The organism is Telluribacter sp., assembly GCF_035998675.1.
Lineage (GTDB): Bacteria > Bacteroidota > Bacteroidia > Cytophagales > Spirosomataceae > Telluribacter.
Genome location: NZ_DASYHI010000020.1, coordinates 1,045,634 through 1,071,856, shown reverse-complemented (window position 1 = coordinate 1,071,856; position 26,223 = coordinate 1,045,634). Strand labels below are relative to the sequence as shown.

At 50.1% G+C, this 26,223-nt stretch carries 16 protein-coding genes; 2 read left to right on the top strand and 14 right to left on the bottom strand.

Features of this window, described 5'->3' with window-relative positions; genetic code table 11:
- Window positions 1-90: 90 nt before the first annotated feature.
- Window positions 91-1,050, top strand: a complete 960-nt coding sequence (locus VGN67_RS18630; protein WP_327488371.1) for a phytanoyl-CoA dioxygenase family protein — start codon at window positions 91-93, stop codon at window positions 1,048-1,050.
- Window positions 1,051-1,197: 147 nt separating this feature from the next.
- Here the strand turns inward: VGN67_RS18630 and VGN67_RS18625 are convergent, their stop codons facing one another.
- The 7 genes from VGN67_RS18625 to VGN67_RS18595 form a co-directional block, all read right to left on the bottom strand.
- On the bottom strand, window positions 1,198-2,856 hold the full coding sequence (locus VGN67_RS18625; protein WP_327488370.1) for an FAD-dependent oxidoreductase: 1,659 nt from the start codon (window positions 2,854-2,856) through the stop codon (window positions 1,198-1,200).
- 32 nt (window positions 2,857-2,888) lie between these two features.
- The gene (locus VGN67_RS18620) at window positions 2,889-4,907 is read right to left on the bottom strand and encodes an FAD-dependent oxidoreductase (protein ID WP_327488369.1); all 2,019 of its coding nucleotides are present in this window, start codon (window positions 4,905-4,907) and stop codon (window positions 2,889-2,891) included.
- A 26-nt stretch (window positions 4,908-4,933) separates the two neighbouring features.
- On the bottom strand, window positions 4,934-6,298 hold the full coding sequence (locus VGN67_RS18615; protein WP_327488368.1) for a sulfatase-like hydrolase/transferase: 1,365 nt from the start codon (window positions 6,296-6,298) through the stop codon (window positions 4,934-4,936).
- 53 nt (window positions 6,299-6,351) lie between these two features.
- Entirely contained in the window at window positions 6,352-7,818 is a 1,467-nt protein-coding gene (locus VGN67_RS18610; RefSeq protein WP_327488367.1) for a RagB/SusD family nutrient uptake outer membrane protein, read from the bottom strand.
- Between the two features lie 29 nt (window positions 7,819-7,847).
- Window positions 7,848-11,171 (bottom strand): TonB-dependent receptor, encoded by a 3,324-nt coding sequence (locus tag VGN67_RS18605; protein WP_327488366.1) that lies wholly within the window; start codon window positions 11,169-11,171, stop codon window positions 7,848-7,850.
- Between the two features lie 126 nt (window positions 11,172-11,297).
- Window positions 11,298-12,395: a FecR family protein gene (locus VGN67_RS18600; RefSeq protein ID WP_327488365.1), complete on the bottom strand. Its 1,098-nt coding sequence runs from the start codon at window positions 12,393-12,395 to the stop codon at window positions 11,298-11,300.
- A gap of 53 nt (window positions 12,396-12,448) precedes the next feature.
- On the bottom strand, window positions 12,449-13,048 hold the full coding sequence (locus tag VGN67_RS18595) for a sigma-70 family RNA polymerase sigma factor (protein WP_327488364.1): 600 nt from the start codon (window positions 13,046-13,048) through the stop codon (window positions 12,449-12,451).
- A 156-nt stretch (window positions 13,049-13,204) separates the two neighbouring features.
- On the opposite strand from VGN67_RS18595, the gene VGN67_RS18590 reads away from it, so the two are divergent.
- Window positions 13,205-14,554, top strand: coding sequence for an acetylxylan esterase (locus VGN67_RS18590; protein ID WP_327488363.1), 1,350 nt, complete (start codon window positions 13,205-13,207; stop codon window positions 14,552-14,554).
- Between the two features lie 148 nt (window positions 14,555-14,702).
- Here VGN67_RS18590 and VGN67_RS18585 read toward each other — a convergent pair whose 3' ends face one another.
- From VGN67_RS18585 to VGN67_RS18555, 7 genes are all read right to left on the bottom strand, one after another.
- Entirely contained in the window at window positions 14,703-16,097 is a 1,395-nt protein-coding gene (locus VGN67_RS18585) for a sulfatase (protein ID WP_327488362.1), read from the bottom strand.
- 43 nt (window positions 16,098-16,140) lie between these two features.
- Window positions 16,141-17,595 (bottom strand): sulfatase, encoded by a 1,455-nt coding sequence (locus VGN67_RS18580; protein WP_327488361.1) that lies wholly within the window; start codon window positions 17,593-17,595, stop codon window positions 16,141-16,143.
- 106 nt (window positions 17,596-17,701) lie between these two features.
- Entirely contained in the window at window positions 17,702-19,123 is a 1,422-nt protein-coding gene (locus VGN67_RS18575; RefSeq protein ID WP_327488360.1) for a sulfatase family protein, read from the bottom strand.
- A gap of 72 nt (window positions 19,124-19,195) precedes the next feature.
- Window positions 19,196-20,674, bottom strand: a complete 1,479-nt coding sequence (locus tag VGN67_RS18570) for a RagB/SusD family nutrient uptake outer membrane protein (RefSeq protein ID WP_327488359.1) — start codon at window positions 20,672-20,674, stop codon at window positions 19,196-19,198.
- Window positions 20,675-20,741: 67 nt separating this feature from the next.
- Window positions 20,742-24,203, bottom strand: coding sequence for a TonB-dependent receptor (locus tag VGN67_RS18565; protein WP_327488358.1), 3,462 nt, complete (start codon window positions 24,201-24,203; stop codon window positions 20,742-20,744).
- Window positions 24,204-24,318: 115 nt separating this feature from the next.
- Window positions 24,319-25,320, bottom strand: coding sequence for a FecR family protein (locus tag VGN67_RS18560; RefSeq protein WP_327488357.1), 1,002 nt, complete (start codon window positions 25,318-25,320; stop codon window positions 24,319-24,321).
- A gap of 20 nt (window positions 25,321-25,340) precedes the next feature.
- Entirely contained in the window at window positions 25,341-25,898 is a 558-nt protein-coding gene (locus VGN67_RS18555) for an RNA polymerase sigma-70 factor (RefSeq protein ID WP_327488356.1), read from the bottom strand.
- Window positions 25,899-26,223: the final 325 nt, after the last annotated feature.

Here is a 26,223-nt window from a genome sequence, read left to right as displayed (position 1 = left end):
CCATCAAAACTTTTCAAAAACGCTGGTTTGTGAAAAAGATAATTACCATACTATAATTTCATTTTATACACTATAATCCTGCACTAATATATGTCTACTTATTCCTTGAACATTCCCTGGGTAGAATCTCCTTTTTTTGAGCAAGAGTTAGAGCAAGCCGGTTATGATCCGGAAACTGAAGCGCTTATCCGTCAGTATGCTGAGGATGGATATGTAGTGTTTGATCCTGAGGTTGATGAAACTGTATTTGATGAAGTACGTAATGGTCTTAAGGACCAGTTCCAGACCCAAAATACGAATCGTATACAGGATGCCTGGGAGTATAATGAGGCCGTTAAAAAAATTGCAGCCGCCCCCAGAGTTCTTGAAGTACTTAAATTGCTGTACCGACGGGAGCCCATTCCTTTTCAGACTCTAAATTTCAAAGCGGGAAGCCAGCAACGAACTCATAGTGATTCTATCCATTTCAATTCCATTCCGGAACGGTTTTTAGCGGGGGTTTGGGTTGCACTGGAAGATGTTCATGATGGAAACGGCCCGCTGCATTATTATCCCAAGAGTCATAAGCTTCCCTTTTATGACCTTTCCATTCTCGGCCTGAAAGGTTCTACCAGTACTTCTATTGAAGAAATGCTCTCTAAGTACTACACACGTTACGAAGATTTTATTGCGGAATTGGTGGCTAAGAAGAAACTGGAAAAGAAGGTACTTAACCTTAAAAAAGGACAGGCCATGATTTGGTCGGCTAATTTATTACACGGCGGAGAGCCAATTTCCCAGGCAGGAAGTACCCGCTTTACCCAGGTAAATCACTACTATTTTTCGGGTTGTGCTTATTACCGCCCAATGCTGACCGACATGGCCATAGAGCGGATTTCAATCCAGAAAGTTACTAATATTGCAACAGGACAAGAGGTGAAAAGCCAGTATCTGGATAAACCCATTGATCATGTAGGCTACTCTTACAAAGTGTACCTCCCCTCTGCCCTAATGCGCTCTTTGGTGCCATCGGGAGTGAGGCAGTGGGTCAAACAGATGATTGATAAATAACACAGTCAGCTTATCTTTCAAAGTACTGGGCCGGAGGCTGATTTAGTCCAAAACTAAATCAGCCTCCGGCCCAGGTTTTATTTCAGGCAGCAACCCGGCTAGTAAAGCGACTGCTGCTTTGGCGCATGATACGGAGCAGAAAAAGAGCTACAATTCCAGCCGCTGTCCGTCTTTCAGCAGTACCGCCCGTAGTTTTTCGTAGGGGAGCTTCTGGGGAGATACTTTGTTGTCAATAGCCAGTACCGCCGCGGTCGCCGCCGATTGTCCCAGGATCATGAACACGGGTTCCATCCGGATAGACCCAAAGGCGATGTGTGAACTCGACATGGCTACGGGTACCAGCAGGTTTTTGCACTCGGCTGCTTTGGGCAAAATGGAGCCATAGGAGATGGAGTAGGGCTGTTTGGGATGAACCCCAATATCGCCCTCGTTCTGCACGTAGCCTTCGGCGGTTACGTACCGTTGCGCGTTGTGGGCATCCAGCGAGTAGGAACCCATGCCGATAGGATTGGAAACTGGTTTTTCGCCCAGGGTGTGCTGCTCGGTCATCACATCTTCGCCCAGCATGCGGCGGGCTTCGCGCACATAAATCTGGTGCGGCCAGTTCCCGTTGTCCTTAAATTCATCCTTGGCCAGGCCCCACTGCTGCATTTCTTTTTTAACATCATCCGGCATGCGAGGGTCGTTCTGCATAAAGTACAGCAGCCCCTTCTGGTAGTTCTCGTGGTCCTCTATAATCTCCCGGCGGCGCTCGTAGCTGGCATCGGGGTAGTCGTAGTTTTTGCCGAGGTAGTCGGTACTGAACGGGCCGTGGTTGTTGGTGTCGGTTTTATGGTTGGGGATAGGGTCGTACTTCTGGAAGGTTTCGCGCCAGCCGGTGTCAAACACCCGCAGCAGCAGTTCATAGCGCGCCGGATCGTAGCCTTCGGGCTTGGGGAAAGCCACGCGGTTGTCGGGGTGGTTGCTCATGGACAGCCGGAAGCAGTAGGCCTGGATCTTGTTGTCGCCGGTACCGTTTTCGGCAATGGGTTCGGAGGATATCTCGGGCAGCAGGCCGCTTTTGGGATCACCGGGTACCTTATAGGGGCTTACGGGCTTTTTGAAATAGTGGCCGTGCTGAAATACGCCCGCCTGCACGCCGTTCCATTTTTCGCCGTAGACGCTGTTGGCCTCGCGGCCTACATGATAGCTAACCCCGGCGGCGGCCATCAGGTCACCTTCGTAGGTGGCATCTATAAACATCTTGCCCTGGTAGGTAGTACCGCTCAGGGTCCGGAACGACTGGATTTCGCCGTTCTTCATGGATACACCTTTTTTGGAGCGGTCCAGCCACTCATCGCGGTACACCGTGATCCCATTTTCTTTAACAAAATCCTCAAAAACCTGCTCGGCCGCGTGCGGTTCAAAAATCCACATGGTGCGGTTGCTGCCGTCCATAGCCGGGGTACCCTGGCCCTTGTTACCGTACTCCGACTGCTTCTGCCAGGTCCAGTTTTCGGGCTGCTGGTAGTGCTGGTAGAGGCGGTGGTAAAACTCCCGGGACAGCCCGCCGATGACCGACTTATTGCCCGTGTCGGTAAATCCCAGCCCTCCCGACGACAGCCCGCCCAGGTGCTTATCGGGTGAGACGATGATAACAGACTTCCCCATTTTCTTTACCTGCACGGCGGCGGTAACGGCCCCCGAAGTACCACCGTAGATGATCACATCGGCGGAGCGAGTTACGGAGGTTTGGTTTTGAGCTGAAGAACAGGATGTCAGGACAAAAAGGATAGGAAAAACTATACTATAAATTAGCGTTTTCATTTTAAATCAGATTAAATAAATGGATATACTAATCAAAGGCTTTGTGGTACAAAAAGAACCGCATCGGCTATTACTATTCCGTCGGCACTTTTGGTGGAGATTTCAACGTAGGCTTTCTGACCCTTGGGTAAGGTGAATTCTCCCAGAGCGAACCACTCGCCGGAGGTTTGGCCTTCTACGATGATGTCGGTCTCTTTTACGGTACGTTCATGAATCTTCTTTCCATCGTAAATGTTAAGGATGCTTTTTGATGATAAGCCAGGTACTTTCGGGAAATACATGTATGCCTTATATTTACCGGATTTGGCAATAGCCGGGGTGAACCGCACCGACTGCTGGCCGGTATGCTTTGGGTCAGATAGGAGGGCAGTTGGACCATAAGTGCCTTTATTGGCCACAATCCAAGGCCCCTGTACAGATATAGCCGGGCTATCTTCATTATCGACCAGAACTTCTGGTGTGCTTCCGTTGGCCAGCGGGTCGTTCTTTAACTTTTTTTGCAATTTGGCTACGTCTACCTGCTGAACTGGCACGCCAGCATCGATAGCCATGGCGGCGGCCACGGCCGCTGACTGTGCCAGTACCATAAACACGGGCTCCATCCGGATACTGCCGTAGGCGATGTGGCTGGCCGAGAGGCAAACAGGGACCAGCAGGTTCTTACACTCGGAGGCTTTAGGAATTAGTGATCTGTAGGCAATGGGGTAGGGGCCAAAGCCGCCAACTTCTACGTTGCCTTCGTTTTTGACCTGATCATTCACCACAATCCGCTGGATGTTATGCGAATCCATAGTGTAGGCGGCCATGCCCACGCCATCCTGCACTACCTCTTTTCCCTGGCAATTGGCCTGAGTCATGACGTAGTCGCCTACCATGCGGCGTACCTCCCGCACGTATACTTGCGGCGACCAGTGACCGTTCTCTACATACTCATCTTTGGGGTAGCCCCATTTGAGCATTTCCTGCTGCATGGCGGCAGGTACGCGCGGATCGTGTCCGTAGAAATACAACAAACCTTTGGTATAGTTTTCATGCTCCTGGATGATCCGTTCGCGCTCCGCGTAGCTGGCCTCAGGGTAGGCGTAGTTCATGCCGATCATATCGGTAGAGAAGCCTCCCCGGTTGTTGATGTCCGTTTTCTTATTGGGCATACCGCTCCAGATGAAATAGTCGCGGAGGCTGGTTTTGGAGGGTTGCTTTTCAAACAGGCGCACCAGTAGGTCGTACCGGCTGGGATCGTAGTCGGCCGGGCGGGTGATGGGTACCTGGTTGGCCGGGTCGGAGGTGAGACAGATGCGGTAGTTATAAGCCTGAACCTTCTTGTCGCCACTACCGGTCGGGGCGAGTTTTTCATCCGATATACCCCATAGCAAGCCGCTTTTGGGTTGGCCGGGTACCTTATAAGGGTCTATGCCGTCCGGAAACTGGTGGCCGTGCATGAGCTGCACCCCATTGATGGTTTCATTATAGACACTATTGGCCTCACGACCTACGGTATATGACACCCCGGCTTTTGCCATCAGGTCACCTTCGTAGGTGGCGTCGATGAACATTTTGGCTTCAATTGTTGTGTTGGAAGCAGCTCCGGGACTCTGGCTATTTTCAAGTACAATGGATTGCAGTGTGCCATTCTGCTTCTGTGCAGATATGATCCGGTGCGCGTAAAGCGGCTTGATCCCGGCTTCGTCGAGGTACTGCTGCAGGTATTGTTTGGCTATTTTGGGTTCAAAGGTCCACTGTTCAAACTTACCGTAGTGACGGCCGATCCGGCGGTAAAAATCACGAGATAAGCCTGTAATGGCGTACTTGTTGCCTATATCTGTATAACCCAGCCCACCGCTGGTCAATCCGCCCAGATGGGTAGTAGGTTCAATCAGAATGACTGATTTTCCCATTTTTTTGGCGGTGTAGGCGGCAATAACTCCGGCAGCGGTACCCCCGTAAACTACCACGTCAGCGCTTTGGCTTTTTGACTGCACCGGCGTAGAAGGCGGAGAAAGTGCCGTCGATACTGACAGAGTCAGCACGAGAAAGAAGATTTTAGTAAGCATGGGACAGATTTGGTTGATTTGAAAAATCATTGCTTTGATTCTTTTATTTTTAGTCGAGCCAGTTGTTGTAATTCCTGCCTGATTTTCGAAAGTTTTTTGTCGTCGATGCGATTTATAAGTTCTTTGGGATCTTCTTCAAGATTAAATAATTCTTCAAAGTAGATCTTATCCGGACTATTCTCATCGTAGGTGATGATGTACTTCCAATCCCTGGTCCGAATCGCGTAGTGTGGATAGGTGCCATGTACAGGTAAGGGAGCCTCATAAAATATATACTTTCGGGTAGACTTACTTTTGGAAGAAAGGTCTTTTTTGAGGGACATCCCAGGCATAGGCTGCCGATTGCTGATTCCGGCCAGTTCTGTAATAGTCGGGAAGATATCAATATTCAGAACCATCTCTTCGGAGGTGCGGGCCGGTACGTTTGGCCCTACAATAAAAAACGGTATCCGAATAGATTCTTCGTACGCCAGTACTTTGCTGGTCAGGCTATGTTCGCCCATGAACCACCCGTTATCACCCAGTACAATTACGTAGGTATTGGTATTTAATTTTGTGTCAGCCAGGTAATCAAAGAGCTTTCCCACGGCCTGGTCCATGGCCAGGTTGGCAGCGGCGTATTTGTACACATGACTGCGGATAGAATCAGGCTTGTCGTAGCCGTATTCTAAGGCTCTGAGGTGGGGACGTCCAAGGGGAAGGTAGGCTGGTTTGCCGGTATAATCCGTATTCCAGTCTGCAGGTAGTGGTGCTCTTGCCAGATTGAAGTTACTTCTGACCTTTTCTTCGATGGGCCAGTCATAGTTTTCGTCCATGTGGGGGGCGAAGGTATTTACAAAGAGAAAAAACGGCTTTTTGTTTCGTTTTTCAAGGAAGCTGATCGCCTGTCCGACGGTATTTTCATCCACAAAGCCCTGTGTGGTTACCCGCTTATCGTTTTCCAGAAAATCGACATCCCAGTAACCGGTAATCCCTTTAAAAATAAACGAGTGGTCAAATCCCAGATTTTTGGGTTTATTGGGTAGGTGCCATTTGCCAAATACGGCCGTAGCGTATCCGTGTTTTTGAAGGAGATGCCCCAAAGAACCAGACTCATTCTTCATGGAGGACTGCATATTCATTACTCCATTCCTGCTCCCGTACTGACCACTCAGAATGGCGGCCCGGCTGGGCGAGCAGATAGAAAGCGTAACGAAAGCATGAGGGAAATAGGTACCCCGGGCGGCAGCTTTAGCCAGTGAGGGCGTAGTATAATAGGTCTCTTTTCCATAACTCAGCGCATCCCACCGCTGATCATCTACCAGCAAAATGATGAAGTTTGGTTTTTCGGTATTATGTACCGGGAATAACCAGCTCAGTAACGTACCGAATAAGAATAATAGAATGATCATAGAATTAAGAGCCAGAGATAAGGCATTGGGGCTTATCTCTGGCTCATGTTATGTTAGTAACCTGGATTCTGGTCAGCCTGGGTCATGGCCGGATTGTTATTGATTTCGTCGACCGGAATGGGGAACAGCAAACTTACATCACTCCATGCTTTACCAGTCGCTTTTATCTTCTCCGCGGCTGTACCCGTGCGTAGCAAGTCATTCCAGCGTTTCATTTCCATGATAAATTCATAACCCCGCTCCTGAATCACGGCATCGCGGAAAGCCGTTTTTGACAGCCCCGATTTTACATCAATAGCAGCGGGAGTATTTAGGGGTAGGCCGTAGGCGCGACGGCGAACGATATTGAGCCTTTCAAGGGCCAGGTCCGACGGGCCTCCATCGGCCTGACTGGCCGCTTCGGCATACACCAGGTAGGCTTCGGCCAGACGGAACACAGGAATGTTGTTCTGGTGGCAGCTTCCGCAGGCGGAGGCTCTGTCCTGATATTTTTTGAACAGTGGGCTGGGCTGAGGAAGAAACACTGTATCACCGGGTGCCTTTACCATGTATGTATACATATTGTACTGCTGGCGTAGGTCATTCTTATCCCAGGTACCTAGGAATGATTTCATTACCGGAAGCCACGCGTAAACCCCATTGGCTCCCAGGGCCACACCATTGACGGTTCGGGCCAGGTATCCGGCGACATTATTGCCATTGGTAGCGGTATGGTGAATAGACCAGATATCTTCCGAATGCGTAGTCACGTCCGGTCCGTACATTTTTGCCAGATAATCGTCAGGTTGTTTTATTTCCACCAACTGATACGGACTATTTTTGATAACGTCTTCTGCCAAGTCTTTGGCTTTGGCCCATTCTTCGGTAGTGAGGTAGGCGTCGGCCAATAACATTTTAGCTGCCCAGGAGGTGGCTCTTCCGCTTTGGTTGGCGGCAAATGAACCAGCCAGGTCAGGGATGGCAGCTGTTAGGTCGGCTTTGATAAAATCCCAAACCTCTTTGGCAGACTTTCGGGGAGCTGCTACCTGAGAAAGGTCGGTAAGTTCTTTATCCCGGATGGGTACGCCGCCCCAGTATTTCACGAGGTTGCTGTAAAAAAAAGCCCTCAGGTATTTTGCTTCGGCGATAATCTGCTTTTTTCGTGTTTCGTCCATCTGGATGGAGGGCACATTGTCCAAGACGGCGTTGGCGCGGTTAATACCACGGTAGATGTCGTTCCAGGAGCCAAACGCCCGGGCCTGATTGGTGTTATCCAGCGGTTTGTCCATCACGCTGATAGTCTGCTGACTCCCCCGTCCATCCGAGTAGTCGGTACGGTTCTCGACGAGCGACATAAACCAGATGGTGGGAAAAAAGCCGTTGCCCAGGGATCCATATACAGCGGTCAGGGCTGCATTAGCATCGTCAGCGTTTTTATAGAAATTGTTTTTAGCAATAAAGCTTTTGGGAGATTCTACCAGCGCGTCTTCACACTGGAAGAAAAAGCAGCTTAGAAATAATATGATAAGTATTCGTTTCATAGTTGGAGAATAGATTTAGAGTCAGTGGATTAAAATCCCAGTTTCAGTCCAAATGTGAAAGTCCGGGCCGCCGGATAACCGGTTTCATCAATTCCAATACGCAGATCGCCCGTTCCCGATCGGGTATTCACTTCGGGATCAAGGCCGGGATAGGAGGTAAAGGTCAGGAGATTCTGAGCGCTGGCATAGAGCTGGAAAGCCTGAATCCACTTGATATTCAGGTCAGCGACGGGGATGTTATAGGCAAGTCTTACGTTTTTAATCCGCACATAAGACCCATCTTTTACAAATCGGTCTGATACGCGGAAGTTAGACCCTACACTGATCTTCGGGTACAGTGCATTTGGATTGGGACTGCCGGGACGCCACCGGTTATTGTATACATCTACCAGTTGGTTTTCACCCGTGTTGAAGGAATTGCTGATGGAGCCACCCGTTGCAAAAAACAAATCGTTGCCTTGTATACCTTCCAGGAAAACATTCAGTTCAAAATTATTGAAACTAAGGTTATTGTTGATGCTGAAAATATAATCAGGATAGGGGTTACCGATTATGGTCTGATCACTGTTGGTAATAGCTCCGTCGTTGTTAAGATCTACATACTTAATCTGACCTTTTTCATCCAATCCGTCTTCTTTGAAACCATAGAAAAGTCCGAGGGGCTGTCCTTCCCGGGCAATGTTAATGGGTGAGCCGAAGGGCAGACTTATGCCACTTCCAAATATGTCGCTACCCCCAATGTCAATGACTTTATTTCTATTGGTGGACATCTGAGCAAATAGGTCCCATTTTACTGCCTTGTCTACAATATCTGTCCCGATACCCAGTTCAAAACCACTGTTCTCAATTTTACCTAAATTGGTCACAATGGAGTTGAAGCCTGCTGATCCGGGTAGGGTAACCTGAGCCAGCAAATCCCTAGTCGTTTTTTTGTAATAATCCAGGGTCACCCGAATGCGCTCGTTGAAAAAGCCTCCGTCAAGGCCTACATTAAACTGCGCAGTAGTTTCCCATTTTAAGTTATCATTGGGAAGGGCTACGGGAGCAAATCCAATTACGTCAGTTTTGCCAAAAGTAGCCCGCTGTACCCCAAGTCTGTTCAGCGATTGGAATGGAGACAGTGTAGTACTTCCTGTTTCTCCGTAGCTCACCCGTAGTTTCAGGGTAGAGATAGATTGAATGTTTTTAATGAATTCCTCTTCCGAAAGCTTGTAGGCAAAAGCTCCGGAAGGGAAAAAGCCCCATTTGTTGTTGGCCCCAAAACGGGAGGAGCCATCGGCACGGGCACTGACAGTAAAAAGAAACTTGTCAGCTAATGAATAGTTGACACGTCCCAACCACGAAAGTAATGCCCACTCCGAATAACTGGAAGAATTAGGATTGGTAACTTCGGAAGCTCCAAGATTATTGTTCAATAGAATATCGTTCAAAAATCCGCTTCCTCCCTGGCTGTTAGAATAATTGGTAGAGGTTTGCCAGGTAAACCCTCCAACGGCCGATAATGAAGAATTATTGAATGCTTTATTATAAGTAAGTATATTCTCGTTAAGATAAGATACTCCCCGCCCGAAGGATGTGCTGGCATTGCCACTGGGTGAGGATAGTTTCAGGGTAGTGGGTGAATAAAAGTTTCCTTCATTAAAAACCTGCTCGGTACCAAGCAAGGTTTTGAAGGACAGTTCATCCGTTATTTTGAACGTGGCTGAGAAATCAGCCAGTAAACTGGTTCGTTTCTGTTGATCCAATAGTTCGCTGTAAAGCAAAGGATGTTGTAATACGTTGGGGCCAAACGGATAGGGCGTAACCGAGGAATATTCCCCGTTCTGATCTCTTATTGGTACAGTGGGAGGGGCCACTATGGCCGATGAAAGAATATTGTTTCCACGGTGGCCATTGTTGGCCCGGTTGTTATTGAACGTAAAGCGGGAGCCTACAAAGTGCGTTGAGAATGAAAAACGGTCGCTTACATTCTGATCCAGGCCTAAACGAAAGGAGCCTCTATCAGTACCTGAGTTAAGAATGATACCATCCTGGGCGAAGTAGTTGCCCGACACCGAGTACCGGGTTTTAGCATTGCCACCGGTGAAAGTGAGCACGTGGTTTTGAATAGGGGCCGTCTGAAAAATCTGATCCTGCCAATCGGTGTTGGCGAAATCGCTGGACGTAAAGTAGGGTTGCTTGCCGTCGTTGGTCAGTTGTTCGTTGGCAATTTCAGCAAATTGTGCCCCGTTCATTAGATCAAATCGTTTGGCCACATTCTGGAATCCATAATATGAGTCCAGGTTTATCCGGCTACGACCTTCTTTACCCTGGCGGGTAGTAATAATCACTACCCCATTGGCTCCCCGGGCACCATAGATGGCCGTAGCGGAGGCATCTTTCAGGATATCAATGGAAGCAATATCCGAAGGGCTTAGAAAATCAATACCTCCAGTAAGAGGAAAACCATCCACTACGTAGAGCGGATTGTTATTTCCCAAAAAAGAGTTGCCGCCCCGCACCTGTACTTGTACGGAAGAGCCTGGCTGACCCGAGGTTTGGATGACCCGTACGCCCGGCGCCCGTCCTCGCAGGGCTTGCTGGACATCTGAAACCGGGAAGGCGTCAATATCTTTCGAGTCAACCTGTGCCACGGCCCCGGTTAAATCTTTTCTTTTAACGGTACCATAGCCCACTACCACCACCTCATTGAGTGCCTTGCTTTCAGGAACTAGTGAAATAGAGATTGTACGTTGATTTCCCACCGCCACCTCCTGGCTTACATACCCCACAAAACTGAATATCAGTACAGAACTCTCGTCAGGAACATCCAGCTGAAACTGACCGTCGGTATTGGTCGTAGTCCCTCGCTGGGTGCCTTTCAATACCACGCTCACCCCGGGGAGGGCAGCGCCGTTTTCGTCCTTTACCGTACCTGATACCAATCTCATCGGGTCAGGTGCCAGGACTCTTTTACCCAAATCCTGAAAAAGGTTACTGCCGGTTGCAGGCGAGCTACTGGCAGTAAGTACTATTTTCCGGCCCACCAGTTCGTACTTAACGTTCAGGGGCTTAAACAGCCGGTTAAGTACTTCTTCCAGCGTAGAGTTGGTTAGATTCAGGTCTACTTTCTGGGTGGACTCAATCACCCTTGAACTGTATACGAAGCGAACATCCGTCGCTTTTTCGATATCTACCAATACTTTTTTAATCTCTTTCCCCTCGGCTTTAAGATTCAGCCGTCGGCTCAGGTACTCCTGCGCACTGGTTTCGTGGGCGTACGAAACCCCTACCAGCAGTAGCATGACTAAACCTTGCGTCAACGTAAACTTCATAAGGTTAATCCAGATTTGGCTCGTAATGAGTTTTTTCATAGGTTTGATTTGGGTTAATGGTTCTGATTACATGGACTTTATCCGACGGGTGGTAACTTTGGCGAGCGAGTACCCGTAGGCTAACCTACTGGCAGGAACGTACTGTTCCTGCCTTTTTTATTTACTTTATTCACATCCCTTGCCGCTCACTACGATCTGGCCATCCACAATTTCGTAGCTGGCTGACACGGTTTTACAGAGTAAATCCAGCTTTTCGTAGAGGTTTTCGTTGGTAAGCGTCGCGGTAATTTTACAAGCGTTAAAACTTTGTTTATCAAACTGGATGGCTATGCCGTAGTGCTGCTCCAGTTCATGCAGAACGGTGGGTAGCGGTACTTCATCGTAGACAAAATCGGCTGATTCTACGGCATTTTTCAGCCGGGACGGATTCGCCACCACCGTTTTGGTGAGCTGTCGGGCCTCAGTTTCGAAAATGGCCGCCTGGTTGGCAGTGAGAATCAGGCCGTTGATTTCCCGGTTACTGGTGGTAGGTTCAGGTTTGGCAGAATACACCGATACCTTCCCTGACTGTACCTGCACGGTATAGTTTTTATCCTGATTGTAGGCACGAATCACGAAACGGGTACCCAGTACTTTGGTTACCATTTCACCCGTATAGACCATAAAGGGCCGGGAATTTCGCTGCACCGAAAAAGCCGCTTCTCCGGTTAGATGTACGATCCGGCTGCTGTCGGCAAATTGTGCCGGATAGAGCAAACGGCTCCGGGGACTCAGCATTACCACAGAACCGTCACTTAACTGCAGTCTTAACGGTTTCTGAGAATCGTTAAAGGTTTCGGCCAGTTTGCTGTTCAGGCCCAGGGCCATCAATTTCGGGCTGTCGTTGCCGACCTGATTCTGGTAAAGCAACCAACCAGCACCCAGGGCAAGAACCAGCATAGCAGCCATAGCCCAGGTACCCCAGGTCCTTTTTTTGGTGGAGGCTAGGCTGCCAAAAGAGACTACGTCCGGAGTAGGAGCGGGAAGTGCCTTTTCAATAAACCGGTGTACTTCCTCCCGGACCTCCTTTTCGCTGAGGCGTTCGGGTGCTACTGCCGTTGCCCGGATGAGTTGTTCAGCCTTCCGTATTTCCTGCTTCTTTTCCGGATGGTTCTGTACAAAGGAAAGCCAAAAGGATTCCAGGTGGCTGCTACCCTGAATCCAGTCCCGGAATTCGTCGTCCAGGACAAAGTCTTCGACGGTATAGTTTTCGTAATTTTTCATGCTGTTGTTGTTCCTGTCTACTAATAAATTTTGGGCGGCCTTAAGATCTTGAATTACCCCTGTAACCAGGGAAGTACCAGGAGCAGGAGCGTGCCCGGGGCCCAGTTTTTTCGCAAACTGGTCAGGGATTTTTGCAGGAGGTTATAAACCGACTGGCGTCCCAGCTGCATGACTTCGGCTATTTGCTCAAAGCTCAGGCTCTGGTAAAACCGAAGGTAAATCAGTTCCTTCTGGCGGTCGGGCAGGCTGTTGATCATTTGTTCCAGCTTGCGGAGCTGGTATATCTCGTGTTCTTCTTCGATCATGCGTAAGTCCGGCGAAAATTCCACGGAAAAGGAATATTCATCGGATAGGTGCGCCTGATGCGTGACCGACTTGCGTGAAAGTTCGCGTAAAATGCGGGTCTTCAGCATTACCATCAGGTAGGAGCGTACATTTTCAACTTCGTTGATGGTGGATTGTAGCTTCCACAAGGTCAGAAAGGTATCCTGAATACTATCCTTCACAAACTCCTTATCCGGGTGCAGGCGCATGCCCCAGTGGAACAGGTCAGGGTAGTAAGCCTGCATGAGTTTGGCCAGAGCATACATATCACCGGAGCGATACTCCTGCCAAAGTTCCTGCGCATGCTGGGTAGGTAGCCGTTTACTCATAGTACTTGATTAGGGTATATTTTCATGAGCGTTTTTTTAATATAAGTTAACCCTTCTTTTCTATAAAATTTTCAAAATAAAATACAAATGGGGTTCATGGCTTACAGCGGTACTTTGGAAGTAGTAGGTCAGGAAAGGACTTTACTTTTGTTGGGTATGAAAAACAGATTTGTATTGCTCGCCTTCCTGGTATATCCGGCCACGTTGCTGGCCCAGATGCCCCCGCGTACGCCGGAGCAGGATAGCCTCCTAGCCCGTACCCAGCGCAAAACCCGCGCCGACCACCAGCAGATGCTGGGGCAGCTGGGTATAACATCGCTTCGGACCGGGGCCAACGGCAGCAACCCGCAGGCGCCCAACGCGGCCAACTACGACGAGGCCCTGGCCAATCCGTTCCCCAAACTACCGGAGGCGCTGACGCTAAAAAACGGGAAAAAAGTAAAAACCGCCAAAGACTGGTGGAGCCGCCGCCGCCCCGAAATCGTCGAGGATTTCGACCGGGAAATTTACGGCCGGATGCCGGCCAATACGCCTAAGGTACAGTGGGAGGTGGTAGCTGTCAGCGACACAGTGATCGGGGTGGTACCGGCCAAAGTGAAGAAGCTCGTGGGGCACGTAGATAATTCAAGGTACCCGGCCATCAACGTGGACATCCAGCTTTCCCTGACTACCCCCGCTCAGGCTACTAAACCCGTACCGGTCATGATGGAGTTTGGTTTTGTGTTTCCGCCGAGCTTTCGGATGCCGGCCCAGCCCAACGCCGGACCGGGCTGGCAACAGCAGCTCCTGGAGAAAGGCTGGGGCTTCGCGGTGCTGCTGCCCACCAGTTTTCAGGCCGACAACGGCGCGGGCCTCACCGAGGGCATCATTGGTCTGATGAATAAGGGACAACACCGTAAACCCGACGACTGGGGTACCTTGCGGGCCTGGGCCTGGGGGGCCAGCCGCGCCCTGGACTACTTCGAAAAGGACAAGGATGTGGACGCCAAAAAAGTAGGAATTGAAGGCCACTCCCGCTTCGGCAAGGCGGCCCTGGTAGCCATGGCCTACGAGCCGCGCTTCGCCATTGCCTACATAAGCTCGTCGGGAGCGGGTGGCGCGAAACTCCACCGCCGCAACTGGGGCGAGCTGGTGGAGAACGTAGCTGCTGCCAACGAGTACCACTGGATGGCGGGTAACTATATCAAGTACGCCGGTCCGCTCGGCTGGGACGACCTGCCCATTGACTCGCACGAATTGATAGCGCTCTGCGCGCCGCGTCCGGTCTTTATCGGCAGCGGCGACAAGGGCGACGCCTGGATAGATGCCAAAGGCATGTTTATGGCCGTGGCCGCCGCCGGAGAGGTGTACGAGCTACTCGGGAAAAAAGGCGTAGGCGCCCCGGAGTTTCCGGCCCTGGAAACTACCCTCATCAGCGGCGACCTGGCCTACCGCCAGCACGCGGGTGGCCACACCCCCGGCCCAAACTGGCCTACTTTTATTCAATTTGCTGAGAAGTACTTTTAGATTAGCCTGAAGTACCTTAATTATTGAGGATAAAAATAGTAAAGTCAAAGGGAGATGCAGATAGTGGTCAAACTATCTGCATCTCCCTTTAAGGAAAATAATTAAAAAATGTAATGCCTGCCCGACTATAGCTTTCCCGCCGATGCTTTTATAGTACCGCTTGTTTCCAGTTGTTGTATTTCTTCCGGACAGCGTTGAGTTGAGTGCGACGGGCGGAGTCGGTGGCCAGATTGGTGGTTTCCTGCGGATCTTTTTTCAGGTCGTACAATTCCTCGTAGTCGTGCTCGTAAAAATTCATGTACTTCAGAGTTTTACTTACGATACCCCCAACCTTCGGTATTTTGGGACTTCCCATAAAAGTATGCTCGTAATAAAACTCTTCCCGGTTGCCTTTTTTACCTTTGGAAGTAACCAGCTCTACCAGATCAACCCCCTGCATGGTTTTGGGTACCTCCACTCCGGCCATTCCAAGTATGGTAGGGGCTACGTCAATATTGAGGGCGATTTGTTCTACTGTTTTATTTCTTAGTTGCGGATTACGCGGATCGTACACAATTAAGGGTACCCGAATGGACTCCTCATGCCCGTACCACTTTCCGGCCAGTCCGTGTTCGCCCAGGTAGAAGCCGTTGTCCCCAGTAAAAATAATGATGGTATTCCGGGCCAACCCTTTTTCTTCCAGGGCGGCTACCAGATTACCTACTACCTCGTCGACGCCACTGAGCAGGCGGTAGTAGTTCCGGACGCTTTCCTGGTACATCCGGTTATTCTCAAAACGCAGGTGCCATCTTTCGCGGGCAATATTCTGTTCAGTACGAAAGAAATCCGGGAACGACTGCCAGTACTTAGGAGCGGCAGTGAGGGGTTCGGCGATGGAGTCACCCGCATACATAGGCTTGTAGCGGGGCTGGATAATAAACTGGCGCGGGTCGTTGTCCTGGACGTGCGGTGCCTTGAAACTCACCGACAGGCAAAAGGGCTTTTTGCTGTCAGTAGTTCCCAGAAAACGGACAATATCCCCGTTGATCTTGTCGGTATGATGCAGGTAGTTGCCCTGCTCATCCTTCATTTCGTAGTCGGGCTGCCCCTTGTCTGATCCGGCCCAGAAGTCGAACAGTTGGGCGGGCTGTTTCTTGGGTACGCCCACGCCGTACTTGCCGACAAACCCAATGTGGTATCCGGCTTGTTTGAGCAGCATAGGGTAGGTTTGGGAAAGAGCGGCGGGCTTGAAACTTGTGTTAAAATCCTCAATACCGTGCCGCGACATGTACTGTCCGCTGAGCATACTGGCCCGGCTGACGCAGCAGATGGAGGTAGTTACGTAGGCATTTTTAAATAGGGCGCCCCCCTTTGCCAGTTTATCCAGGTGAGGCGTCTTAATCAGCTTGTTTCCCATGCAGCCCAGAGCGTCCCAGCGGTGGTCGTCGGTAAGCAGGAAGATAATATTGGGCTTAGTAGCCGGGGCCGGTTTTTGGCTCAGGTAAAAGCCGGTACTGGCCAGTAGTAAAAGGACAGAGGCAATCAGGTAACGTGTCATTGACATAGATTAGTAAGTAGTTATTTGTCAGATCGGTCACGGCCGTCGGCTATTCAATAATCGGTTTTCCTTCGTAGTTGATTTTGTTGTAGGGTACTGTCTCGGTATCATCGATTACATAGCCCTTTTGCTTCACGTACTCAAGTCCGGGCCGGAAGGCATCCTTACGTTTTTTCAATACAGCAACCAATCGTTTGTCAAGGTCGGCCTGCACTTTGGCGTACTCTTTTTTTTCAACCAGATTATTCATCTGAAAAGGATCATTCTGATTATCAAATAATAGCCAGGGACCGTTCAGGTCGCGGGTATAGGTGTAGCGGTCTGTTACGATGCCGCGGTACTCCTTACCGCCTTTCGCCCTGGTCCACTGGCCGAAGGGTTGTACGCAGGAAATGAGCGTTTCCTTTACATCGTCTTTTTTCTTACCCAGAAATACCTTCGAAAAATCGGTGCCTTCTACGGTTTTGGGGATTGCGATACCGCTCAGGCCAAGCAGTGTGGGCATAATATCGGGTGAGTTTAATAGTGCACCCGATGTTTTTCCCGTGGAGCCAAAGGCTTTGGGATAATGAATCAAAAAGGGTACCCTAATGCTTTCATCGTAAGGTTGCTGCTTGTTCCACCAGCCGTGGGAGCCCAGCAGGTCGCCGTGGTCGGCGGTGAAAACCAGTATGGTGTTTTCCTCAATACCCGTGTCTTTCAGCGTTTTCCAGAGTTTGTCCACGTTGTCATCAATGGCGGCCATGTGGGCATAGTAGCCACGCAAGGTTTCGATGGCCCGTGCGCGCTTGTCAGCGGGAATGTTGTCGCGCAGGATGATTTCCCTGTTCTCAAACATTTTGCGGTACTTCTCCGGTGCCGTCTGATAAGGATCGTGGGGGGCACCCATGGATATAAACAGGACAAAAGGTGCATCCTGCGGGGCCTTTTTCTTAATATACTCAATAGCATCATCAGTCTGTTCGATAACGTCGTACCCTGCCCATACTTTTCGTTCGTCGGAGCTACCCTCATAGTACTCCGAGTGATTGTAGTTGTGCGTACATTCCAGGGCTTTCCAGTAGTCGAAGCCCTGCTGACGGGTGGGGGGAATGTAGCTGCGGCGGCCGTGGCCATCCACGTGCCATTTGCCGATAAAGCCCGTGGCGTAACCGTTGTCGCGGAATACCTTGCCGAGCGTAGTGGCAGTGGTATCCAACAGCACATCGTTCATGAACACCCCATGGGTGAGCGGGTACTGTCCTGTCAGCAGCGAGGCCCGGTGCGGCGAGCAGACAGGCATGCCCGATACGGCGTTCCGTACGTTCAGGCTTTGTGCAGCCAGCCGGTCCAGCGTGGGCGTATGGGCGTTTTTATCCCCGGCAAAGCCAAAGGCCTGCGCCCGCCACTGATCTACTAGTACATATACGATGTTGGGTTTTCCAGGTTTTTTTGGAGTGCTGAACGTTACCTGATTGAGGCCAATGGTCAGTAAAATCGAAAGGATAACTTTCAATAGCTTCATATGATTTATAAGGTTTGATAGAATAAAATTTTTCCTGATGTAGATGCTTCAAATAGGCTGTTTTATAGATAGTTATGCGGATAAGGGATGCTTTATTGCATTCTATCTAGTTTTTGGTAAACCATTCTTTCTCAAAACTACCTTTTAGCTCTAAAAGCTTTTTCTTATAGCCAGGATCTTTTGTGAAATGCGTTTTTTCGTAAGGATCTTTATTCAAATCCAGTAATTGCTCCTCCATTTCTCCATTTGAGACATACTGGATGTATTTGTACCGATCTGAATCGACTACCATGCGTCCTACCTCACTTTCTACCCCTAATGTCTTGCGCCAAACTACTTTTTTTCCTTCCAGTAAGGGTCTCAGGCTTTTGCCTCTCGGATCTGCCTTTCCCTGAATGCCGGCAAAGTCACATACGGTAGGTAGAAGATCAAGTCCGTTGGAAACCAGATGGGTACTGTCTGTAACTCCTGTTTGCAAATGCCCTTTCCACATAACCATGAAAGGGATGTTGGCCGATTCTTCGTACAGGACCGACTTATGCTCCATCCGATGGGAGCCGTCCATATCTCCGTGATCGCTTGAAAAAATTATAATTGTGTTTTCTTCCTGCCCACTTTCCCTTACCGCATTCAGAATTGTCTGCACCTGTTCGTCCACGGTTTCGGTAAGCCTACAATAGGCCCAGCGGTGAAGGCGCCAGTCCTGATCGGAATACTTTTCTCGGGCCTGTTTACGAAAATTCTTCGAATCCAATAAGCTTTTTATCGCTTTAGGTTCTCCTTGCTGCGGTTCATAGTTTGGGGGCAAGGGGGGGCAATGGTGTTCATAGAAATCTTTTTCCGAGATACCATCGGGCCTCTTCATGGCCCGATCAAGCGTTCTAATCTCCTGACCTCCGGTACTGATAAGCCTTTTCTCGTGGTCAGTTTCAGCAAAGTCACGGATAGCCATATAGCAAATATCGTGGGGATTGATAAGGGAAACTACCATGAAGTAAGGGTTTGCGGGCCTGGCTTTGATATACCTGGCGGCACTTTCGGCCAATTGCTCACGTTCATCGTTTGAAATATCCTCAAAACCCAGCGCGTTAGGGGTCAAAGGAGCGGGCAAATGTTCTTTTCCTCCAAAAATGAGACTGTATCCGGCTTTTTTTAGCCAGGCTGCCAGGGTAGTGCGCTGTACTTCTTCGGGGATCTCCGAGATTTTCATAGCACCCACGTTTTCCAAGACCTGATTACCAGCTTTGTCGCTGAATAACCCGGGCATTCTGCCCGTCATGAGGCTTATACGCGCCGGTGAACATACCGGGTTTGTAGTATAAGCCCGGGTAAAGCGGGTACCATTCTTAGCAATGTAATCCATGGCTGGCGTTTTGAGCCATGCATTACCGGCGCAGCTCATCATGGAGCTATGCTGCTGGTCAGTAAAGAGGTAGATGATGTTTGGTTTTTGTGACACAGGGCCGGAAGGCGGATCGGTCAGGAACAAAAAACAAGCATTCAGCAGGATAAGTAATGGATACCACATTGGTTTCGTAAAATTATGTAATCTAGGTAATTGTACATAATAGCACAAATTACCCAGATTATAAATAGCCTTTTAATAGCCCGGGTTTTGGGCCAGTTTATTGACTAATATCTGATTAGCCGGAATGGGGGCCAACAGTTTATTAGGAGTTATCTGGTACGATTCGGCGTAGAGAAACGACTTTTTTGCCTTTTCCCGCAGTCCGTGTGCCGTCATTATTTCCTGGACTTTTCCCGTACGCTTTAGATCATACCAGCGGTGATTTTCAAAACAAAGCTCTACCTGCCGTTCTTTGGCAATCAGCGCCTGCAGGGCCGTTTTATCCAGTCCGGTCAGCGGAGTAGTAAGTCCGGCCCGGTCGCGCACCTTTTGTACGTACGAAATGGCCTCGTTGGATTTCCCCTGCTCGTTCAGGACTTCGGCGTACATGAGCAGCACATCGGAGTAGCGAAGTATAGGAAAGTTATCCCCGGCACGGTTGTCGGGTGCAGAAATGGGTGGCTTGTACTTGGCGCAGTAGGGGATAGGTCGCACCTGATTGTTCCAGTCAAGGCCGGTCCAGTAGTTAATCGAAACGTCCTTACGCTGGTCGCCGGGTTCAAAAGCATTGATAAGATCATCGGTAGGCTGGTTCCAGCCTGCTCCTACAATGTTGATATTAGGCCGTTTGGTAACAGCCCCGCCTGAGGTGTGGGGCGCAAAAAGGAAGATGAACTGGTTGGCTACCTCGGCACTCGCTTCGGAGTACTGCATGGCAAAGATTGTTTCCTTGTAATCCTTTTTGGAGGGATCAAATACATCGGCATAATTAGGCAGTAACTGATGCTTTCCGGAATTAATGACAGAAAGCAGGGCTGGTCCGGCTTCGTTATAGTTGCGCAAGGTCAGGTAGACCTTTCCCAGCATACCCTGAGCGGCCCGTTCATTAGCGCGACCGTTCTCTTCCACGTCGCGGGCATTACCAAAGCGGGTAATGGCCTCATTCAGGTCTTTTATAATTTGCTCGTATACCTCAGCTTCGGTCGCTCTTTTAATATTTACGGCTTCCTGTGAAGTAATGGGTGTAGTAACCAGAGGGATTCCTCCGAACTGCCTGACCAGGTTGAAGTAGTACAATGAACGAAGGAATAGGGCCTCGCCGGCCGAGCGCTCCCTAAGTGATTCTTTAGAGAAGACTACTCCTTCGCGGTTAAGCTCGTTCAGCAGTTTGTTGCAACGGGTAATCCCGTTGTAGGATAAGTTCCAAAAGGCCGCATAGGCCGCATTGTCTGACCCCAGGATAAACTGGTCAATAACTCCCCGGGAAGCTTCTCCGGTACGGATGTTGTTCTGAAAGCTGGTATTGTCAGAAATTAGCTCGGCCAGGACCCAGTGCTGGTTTTTCTCGTAGTCCCGCATAGGTACGTAACAGCCATTGGCCAGCAGGATAAACTCGACCTCGGATTTATAAAAGTTGCCTTCGTTCAGCGTATCTCTGGGGTATAGCTCCAGAAAATCGTTTGAGCAGGATGTGAGAAGGCAGATGATTATAATACTCGCTATTTTTTTCATTGTAAATGCTTTTTAAAGTAGTAAGCTCAGTGGGAGAAATGCCTCCCAATTCAAATAACCAGATTGCCTAAAACGAAACATTGATCCCCACCGAGGATGTCCGCGACAGGGGATAGGACGACATGTCAAAGCCGGGTGAAAGGGTATTGTCGATGTTGCGCGACTGAGCCTCGGGATTAGCCCCCTCATAGTTGGTAAACATGGCCAGGTTCTGAATGGTAGCGTAAATCCGGCAGCTACTGATAAATCCGGTTTTACGGAGCAGGCCCTCGGGTAGCGTATAGCCCAGGTTGATATTGGCAATGCGAAGGAAGGAAGCGTCTTCTACCCACAGGGAGTTGACACGGTGTCCCCAACTGGGTGTTAACTTGGGGACCCCCGAAAGACGCCCGTCACCGGGATCCTGAGCACTTCTCCAGCGGTTGACCCATTCCTGCCGCACATTGAAAAAGCCCTGCAGGTTGTCAACGGACTGACGCAGGCCGTTCATAACCTGACCGCCCTGCTGACCATTGATAATGATGCCCAGATTAAAGCGTTTGTACGTCAGGTGATTCGAAAGCCCAAAGGTAAAGTTAGGGTGAGGACTACCGATAATGGCGTAGTCCAGCAAGTCACTAACGACCCCATCTCCGTTGACGTCCCGGTACTTGGGGTTGCCCTCGTATACCTGCGGAGTTTTGGTAATATTTGGATTCTCGATGTCGGCGGCACTATAAACTCCGTCATTGATAAAGCCAAAAAACTGACCAATGGGTTTTCCGACTACACTGATGTGGGTGGGATTGCCATCGTTGCTGCCGGATAAAATCCGGTCGCTGTTGTCATTCAGTGATAACACTACATTCCGGTTAAAGGCCATATTTGCGTTTACATCCCAACGGATGGCCCGTGAAACCGGGCTGCCCCCCAGCGAAATTTCCAGGCCCTGGTTGCGTACGTTCCCTTTGTTTACAATCTGGGAATTGAAACCTGTAATAGCCGGGATGACGTCATTCAGGAGCATATTGCTGCTTTTTCGGTTGTAGAAGTCCACGATCAGCAGTACATTGCTTTTAAAAAGTTCCAGATCAAAACCCGCGTCAAACTGGCTGGATTCTTCCCAGGTGAGGAAAGGGTTGGAAAGACCCACGAAGGAGGCTGTGGCCAGATTGTTGGCAAAAACGTACGAACCCGCGTTAATGGCCGCCAGGTGCGAATAGTTTCCAATGTTGTTGTTACCGCTGGTACCGTAGCTGGCCCGGAGTTTGAGTGAGCTTATGACTTTGTTGTCCACTAAGAAATCTTCTTTCGACACGCGCCAGGCAGCGGCGACAGAAGGGAAGGTAGCGTAGCGGTTGTTGGACCCGAAGCGGGAGGAACCGTCGGAACGCACTGTGGCGGTCAGCAGGTATTTATCCTGAAAGTTGTAATTAATACGGCCCAGGTAGGAAATGATACTCCATTCGTTCACGTTCTGGTCCCAGGTACTAATAGCCTGCGCCGCGTTGATCGTCTGAATTAGGTCATTGGAGTAGGGGCTGGCGTTCAGGTTTAGGCTGTTACCGGTACTTTTCTGGGTACTATAGCCCGCCAGTACGTTGATCCGGTGATTTCCAAAAGCTTTGTTATAGGTCAGGGTGTTTTCAATCAGCCAGTTGAAATTCTCCGCCCGGGAATTGGACGACTGCCCGGTTCCCGCTACGGGTGGGCGATTGGAGCCACCGATGGTACTGGGTGTAAAGGCCGCAAACTTTGAGGTTGACCAAATGGTATTGAGCGACGTACGGGCGATCAGATCCGGTGTAATATCCCACTGCACGTAAGCTGACCCCAGGTTTTGAAACTGCTCCTGGGTCTGGGAGGTTTCGCGCAATACAAAGAGAGGGTTGGCAAAGCTCCAGGCCGAGTGGTACTTGCTCTGGGGCGAACGCACGTAGGGTAGCAGCTCGCCGTTGGCATCATAAGGCGAAGCAATTGGATTTGCCCAGTTGGCTACACCAATCACATCTTCGCGGTTGGAGTTGGTATTGGTGCGGTTCTGCTTGATGAATGTAGGCTGAATGGTAGCCCCGATCGTTACGCTCTTCCCAAAACTGGACTCCATACTGAGCTTGCTGCTGTACCGCTCCACGCCGGTGTATTTCAGCACACCATCCTGCTTGAAATAGCCCAGACTGAAATCCATACGTGAATCTTCGGAGCCTTTCTGCACGCTTACATTATAGTCGCGGATGGCGGCGTCGCGCAGGAGCAGATCGTACCAGTCGGTACCCTTGCCCTGCAGTTGATCCAGGTTGCGGTACTCTACGGGGTAGTCGTCAATGGTGGCTGCCCGGTTTTCGGCCCGGCGTACGGCTATATCAATTTTATTGCGTTGGTATTCGGCAAATTCACGCTGGTTCATCAGCTGGGGGCGCCCTTGCTGAGGTACCTGCTGCACGCCCGTCATGGCAGAAACATGCACCTGTGTACGGTTGAAAGTTCCTTTTTTGGTAGTAATAATAATAACTCCATTGGCCCCCCGGGAGCCGTAAATGGCGGTGGAGGATGCATCTTTCAAGACCGTAATGGTCTCAATGTCATTTGGGTTAATCAGAATCAGCGGATTCAGGTTCTGGTTTAGTCCCGCCGAATAGGGCATGCCGTCCACAACATAGAGGGGTTCGTTGCCGGCTCCCAGCGAGCCGCTGCCACGTATCCGGACGGAGGTACCTCCCCCGGGTGAGCCCGAGGGCTGGGTGATCTGTACACCGGCTACCTGGCCAATCATTTTCTGATCCAGCGTTGACACCGGCAGGTCTTTCACAACATCCTGATTGATCGTTGCCACGGCTCCGGTCAGGTCTTTGGCGCGTTGGGTACCGTACCCTACCACTACCACTTCGTTCAAAGCTTTATTCTCCGGAGCGAGTGCGACCGTCATGTTCGACTGGTTTCCTACTGCTACTTCCTGGCTGGCATAGCCCACAAAACTGAAAACCAATACCGGATTTTCCTCAGGCACATCCAACTGAAACTGCCCCTCTGTGTTGGTGGTAGTACCCCGCTGGGTACCTTTCAGGACTACACTCACTCCGGGTAGCCCCGCCCCGGACTCGTCCCGGACAGTACCTGACACCATCCGTTTAGGAGCCTCATCCTGAACTGCGGGAGGTACAGCCAAACCGGTCTGACTGTCTGATTTTACCGGGGCCTTTCGCAGCAGGATACGGTTCTCAATTACTTCGTACTCAATATCCAGGGGTCTAAGGACCTCATCCAGTACCAGGAATAACTTACGATTGCTCACGTTCAGGGACACCCGCTGGCTGGATTTTATCTTGGTACTGTACACAAACTTTACGCTGGCTTCCCTTTCAATCTGACCAAGTACTTCCTTCAGCTCGAGACGTTCACCCACCAGCGTAATGGTCCGGTTGAGTACTTCCTGCGCCCGGGTTTCGTGGGCCATGGACATACTCGCAAATCCAATCAATAAGAGCAATTGTGAAAATGTAATTTTCATGACTTTCCACAAATTTTTGGGAATGGGTAGGGGTTTTTTCATATTTTTACTTGTTTTTAATTGGGAAAATTGAGAACACGGCCCTCCGTCAGATTGGCGTTTGCGGAGGGTAATTCCGGGGTCGAACCTGCTGCAAACAGGTTCGGCCCCTTACTTTTCAGCAGCCTTCGCCGGTGATGAATATCACGGCACCTCGTTTTTCATAGCCGGCGTCGATGGACTTGCACACCAGCTCGAGCTGGGTAAACAGCGACAGTCCATTCAGGTCGGCGGTGATACGGCACTCGTTTATTTTAGGATTGGAAATCACGAACTCAATTCCGTAAGTCTGCGTCAGGGTGGCAAGTACTTGCTCGAGCGTACTATTCTGAAAAACGAGCAGAGCGGGAGCCTTTCCGGCGGCTTCCAGCGGTATCGGGTCTCCCACAATACCGGTACTTATATTGTGTGTTGTTGCGTCAAATAGTACCCGCTGGTTTTGGGTAAGGATAACACCATTTCGTTCGTCGCTGCGGTCCTTGTTTTGCGTGTAAACCGATACCTTGCCCGAACGCACCACTACCTCGGTAGTTTTGCCCGGATAATTCTGTTTGATGTGGAAGCTGGTACCCAGTACTTCCGTTACCAGCTCGCCGGTATGCACCACGAAAGGCCTGGACTCATCCCGTTTGACCCTGAAAAACGCTTCTCCTTTCAGAAATACTTCCCGCCGGGTCTGGTTGAACGACTTGTTGTACACGACGCTGCTGTTGGGGCTAAGTGTGATAACGCTGCCATCCGGCAGGACCGCCTCCTGCTCGTGGGATAGTGTATTCCTGACTTCGATACCCGCCTGGGTGAGTTCTTCCGTAAGGGCCTGCGGGCCGGGGGTAGTCGTGGTAGCCGACAGGTATACCCAGGAAAGTACCAGCAGGGTACAGGCGGCCACGGCCGAGAGCCAGGCCATCCAGACTACCCTGGAAGTACCGGCAGGACGCATTTGTCGGCGAATCCCTCGCCATATGCTTTTTTCGATGCTATTTTTCTGGCTATCCGACAGGTGCAATTCAACCTGATTGGCGGGCGACTGGTACCAGTCCAGTAGCAAGCTTTCTTCCTGCTCGGTGGTTTTGCCATCCAGGTAGCGTTGCAAGAGCTGGTTAAATTCTTGTTGGGTCATAGGTAGTAGCACTAGTCGGCCTAGTTGTTGGTTTGGTACTCCCTGAGGTTCTCTTTAAGGAACCGGAGCGATTTGGTGATGTGGTATTCTACTGCTTTTTCGCTGAGATTAAGCCCCAGCGCAATCTCCCGGACCGACTGGTTTTCAAAGCGGCTGCGTTTGAAGACATCGGCGCTTTTTTCGGGCAGGCGGTTCAGTGCTTTTTCCATTGCCTCCGACAGTTCGCTGAAATTGACAATGTCCTCGGTACCTTGGTGGTGATGGATTTCCTGGAAAATCAGGTACTCCTGGTACTTCCGGTAGCTAATCTGGGATTTGATATAATCATAAACCTGGTTGCGGACGGCGAAGGTGAGGTACATACCCAGGTGCCTGATGGCAACCTCGGTGCGGCGATTCCATAGTTTCAGGAATACTTCCTGCACCAGCTCCTCGGCTTCTTCCCGAATGCCGGTCTTGTGGTAGGCGATTCCGTACAGCTTGTACCAGTAACGACGGTATATCTCTTCAAAGGCTTTTATCCTGCCTTCCCCGAGAAGAGTCACCAACTGTTCGTCACTGTACTGTTTCAAATTCATGGGGGGCACGTATTGAGGCGTTGTTGCCTATAGAGTAGAACAACTCATTATTATCCCTAAATAATTTTAAAAAAAATTTAAATAATTTTATTTGACTAGTGAATAAATACTAATAAGGCCAATAGGACGCGTATTGGCGGGAGGAAGGGGTAGGGGTACTTGCAGATAATCAGAAGTAGTATTTAACGTGGGTTATGGACATTGATTAAATTAAACCATTGATATGGAGAGCATAGTCAGCAGGGATTACGAAATTTGAAGCGCTAATAAACAAAATCATTTCCTCCAATGCCAAGCTCCGCGAAGATAAGACATCACCACATGC

Coding starts and splice junctions, on each gene's coding strand:
- VGN67_RS18630 (WP_327488371.1), top strand. CDS start 91: ATGTCTACTTATTCCTTGAACATTCCCTGGGTAGAATCTCCTTTTTTT.
- VGN67_RS18625 (WP_327488370.1), bottom strand. CDS start 2,856: ATGAAAACGCTAATTTATAGTATAGTTTTTCCTATCCTTTTTGTCCTG.
- VGN67_RS18620 (WP_327488369.1), bottom strand. CDS start 4,907: ATGCTTACTAAAATCTTCTTTCTCGTGCTGACTCTGTCAGTATCGACG.
- VGN67_RS18615 (WP_327488368.1), bottom strand. CDS start 6,298: ATGATCATTCTATTATTCTTATTCGGTACGTTACTGAGCTGGTTATTC.
- VGN67_RS18610 (WP_327488367.1), bottom strand. CDS start 7,818: ATGAAACGAATACTTATCATATTATTTCTAAGCTGCTTTTTCTTCCAG.
- VGN67_RS18605 (WP_327488366.1), bottom strand. CDS start 11,171: ATGAAAAAACTCATTACGAGCCAAATCTGGATTAACCTTATGAAGTTT.
- VGN67_RS18600 (WP_327488365.1), bottom strand. CDS start 12,395: ATGAAAAATTACGAAAACTATACCGTCGAAGACTTTGTCCTGGACGAC.
- VGN67_RS18595 (WP_327488364.1), bottom strand. CDS start 13,048: ATGAGTAAACGGCTACCTACCCAGCATGCGCAGGAACTTTGGCAGGAG.
- VGN67_RS18590 (WP_327488363.1), top strand. CDS start 13,205: ATGAAAAACAGATTTGTATTGCTCGCCTTCCTGGTATATCCGGCCACG.
- VGN67_RS18585 (WP_327488362.1), bottom strand. CDS start 16,097: ATGTCAATGACACGTTACCTGATTGCCTCTGTCCTTTTACTACTGGCC.
- VGN67_RS18580 (WP_327488361.1), bottom strand. CDS start 17,595: ATGAAGCTATTGAAAGTTATCCTTTCGATTTTACTGACCATTGGCCTC.
- VGN67_RS18575 (WP_327488360.1), bottom strand. CDS start 19,123: ATGTGGTATCCATTACTTATCCTGCTGAATGCTTGTTTTTTGTTCCTG.
- VGN67_RS18570 (WP_327488359.1), bottom strand. CDS start 20,674: ATGAAAAAAATAGCGAGTATTATAATCATCTGCCTTCTCACATCCTGC.
- VGN67_RS18565 (WP_327488358.1), bottom strand. CDS start 24,203: ATGAAAAAACCCCTACCCATTCCCAAAAATTTGTGGAAAGTCATGAAA.
- VGN67_RS18560 (WP_327488357.1), bottom strand. CDS start 25,320: ATGACCCAACAAGAATTTAACCAGCTCTTGCAACGCTACCTGGATGGC.
- VGN67_RS18555 (WP_327488356.1), bottom strand. CDS start 25,898: ATGAATTTGAAACAGTACAGTGACGAACAGTTGGTGACTCTTCTCGGG.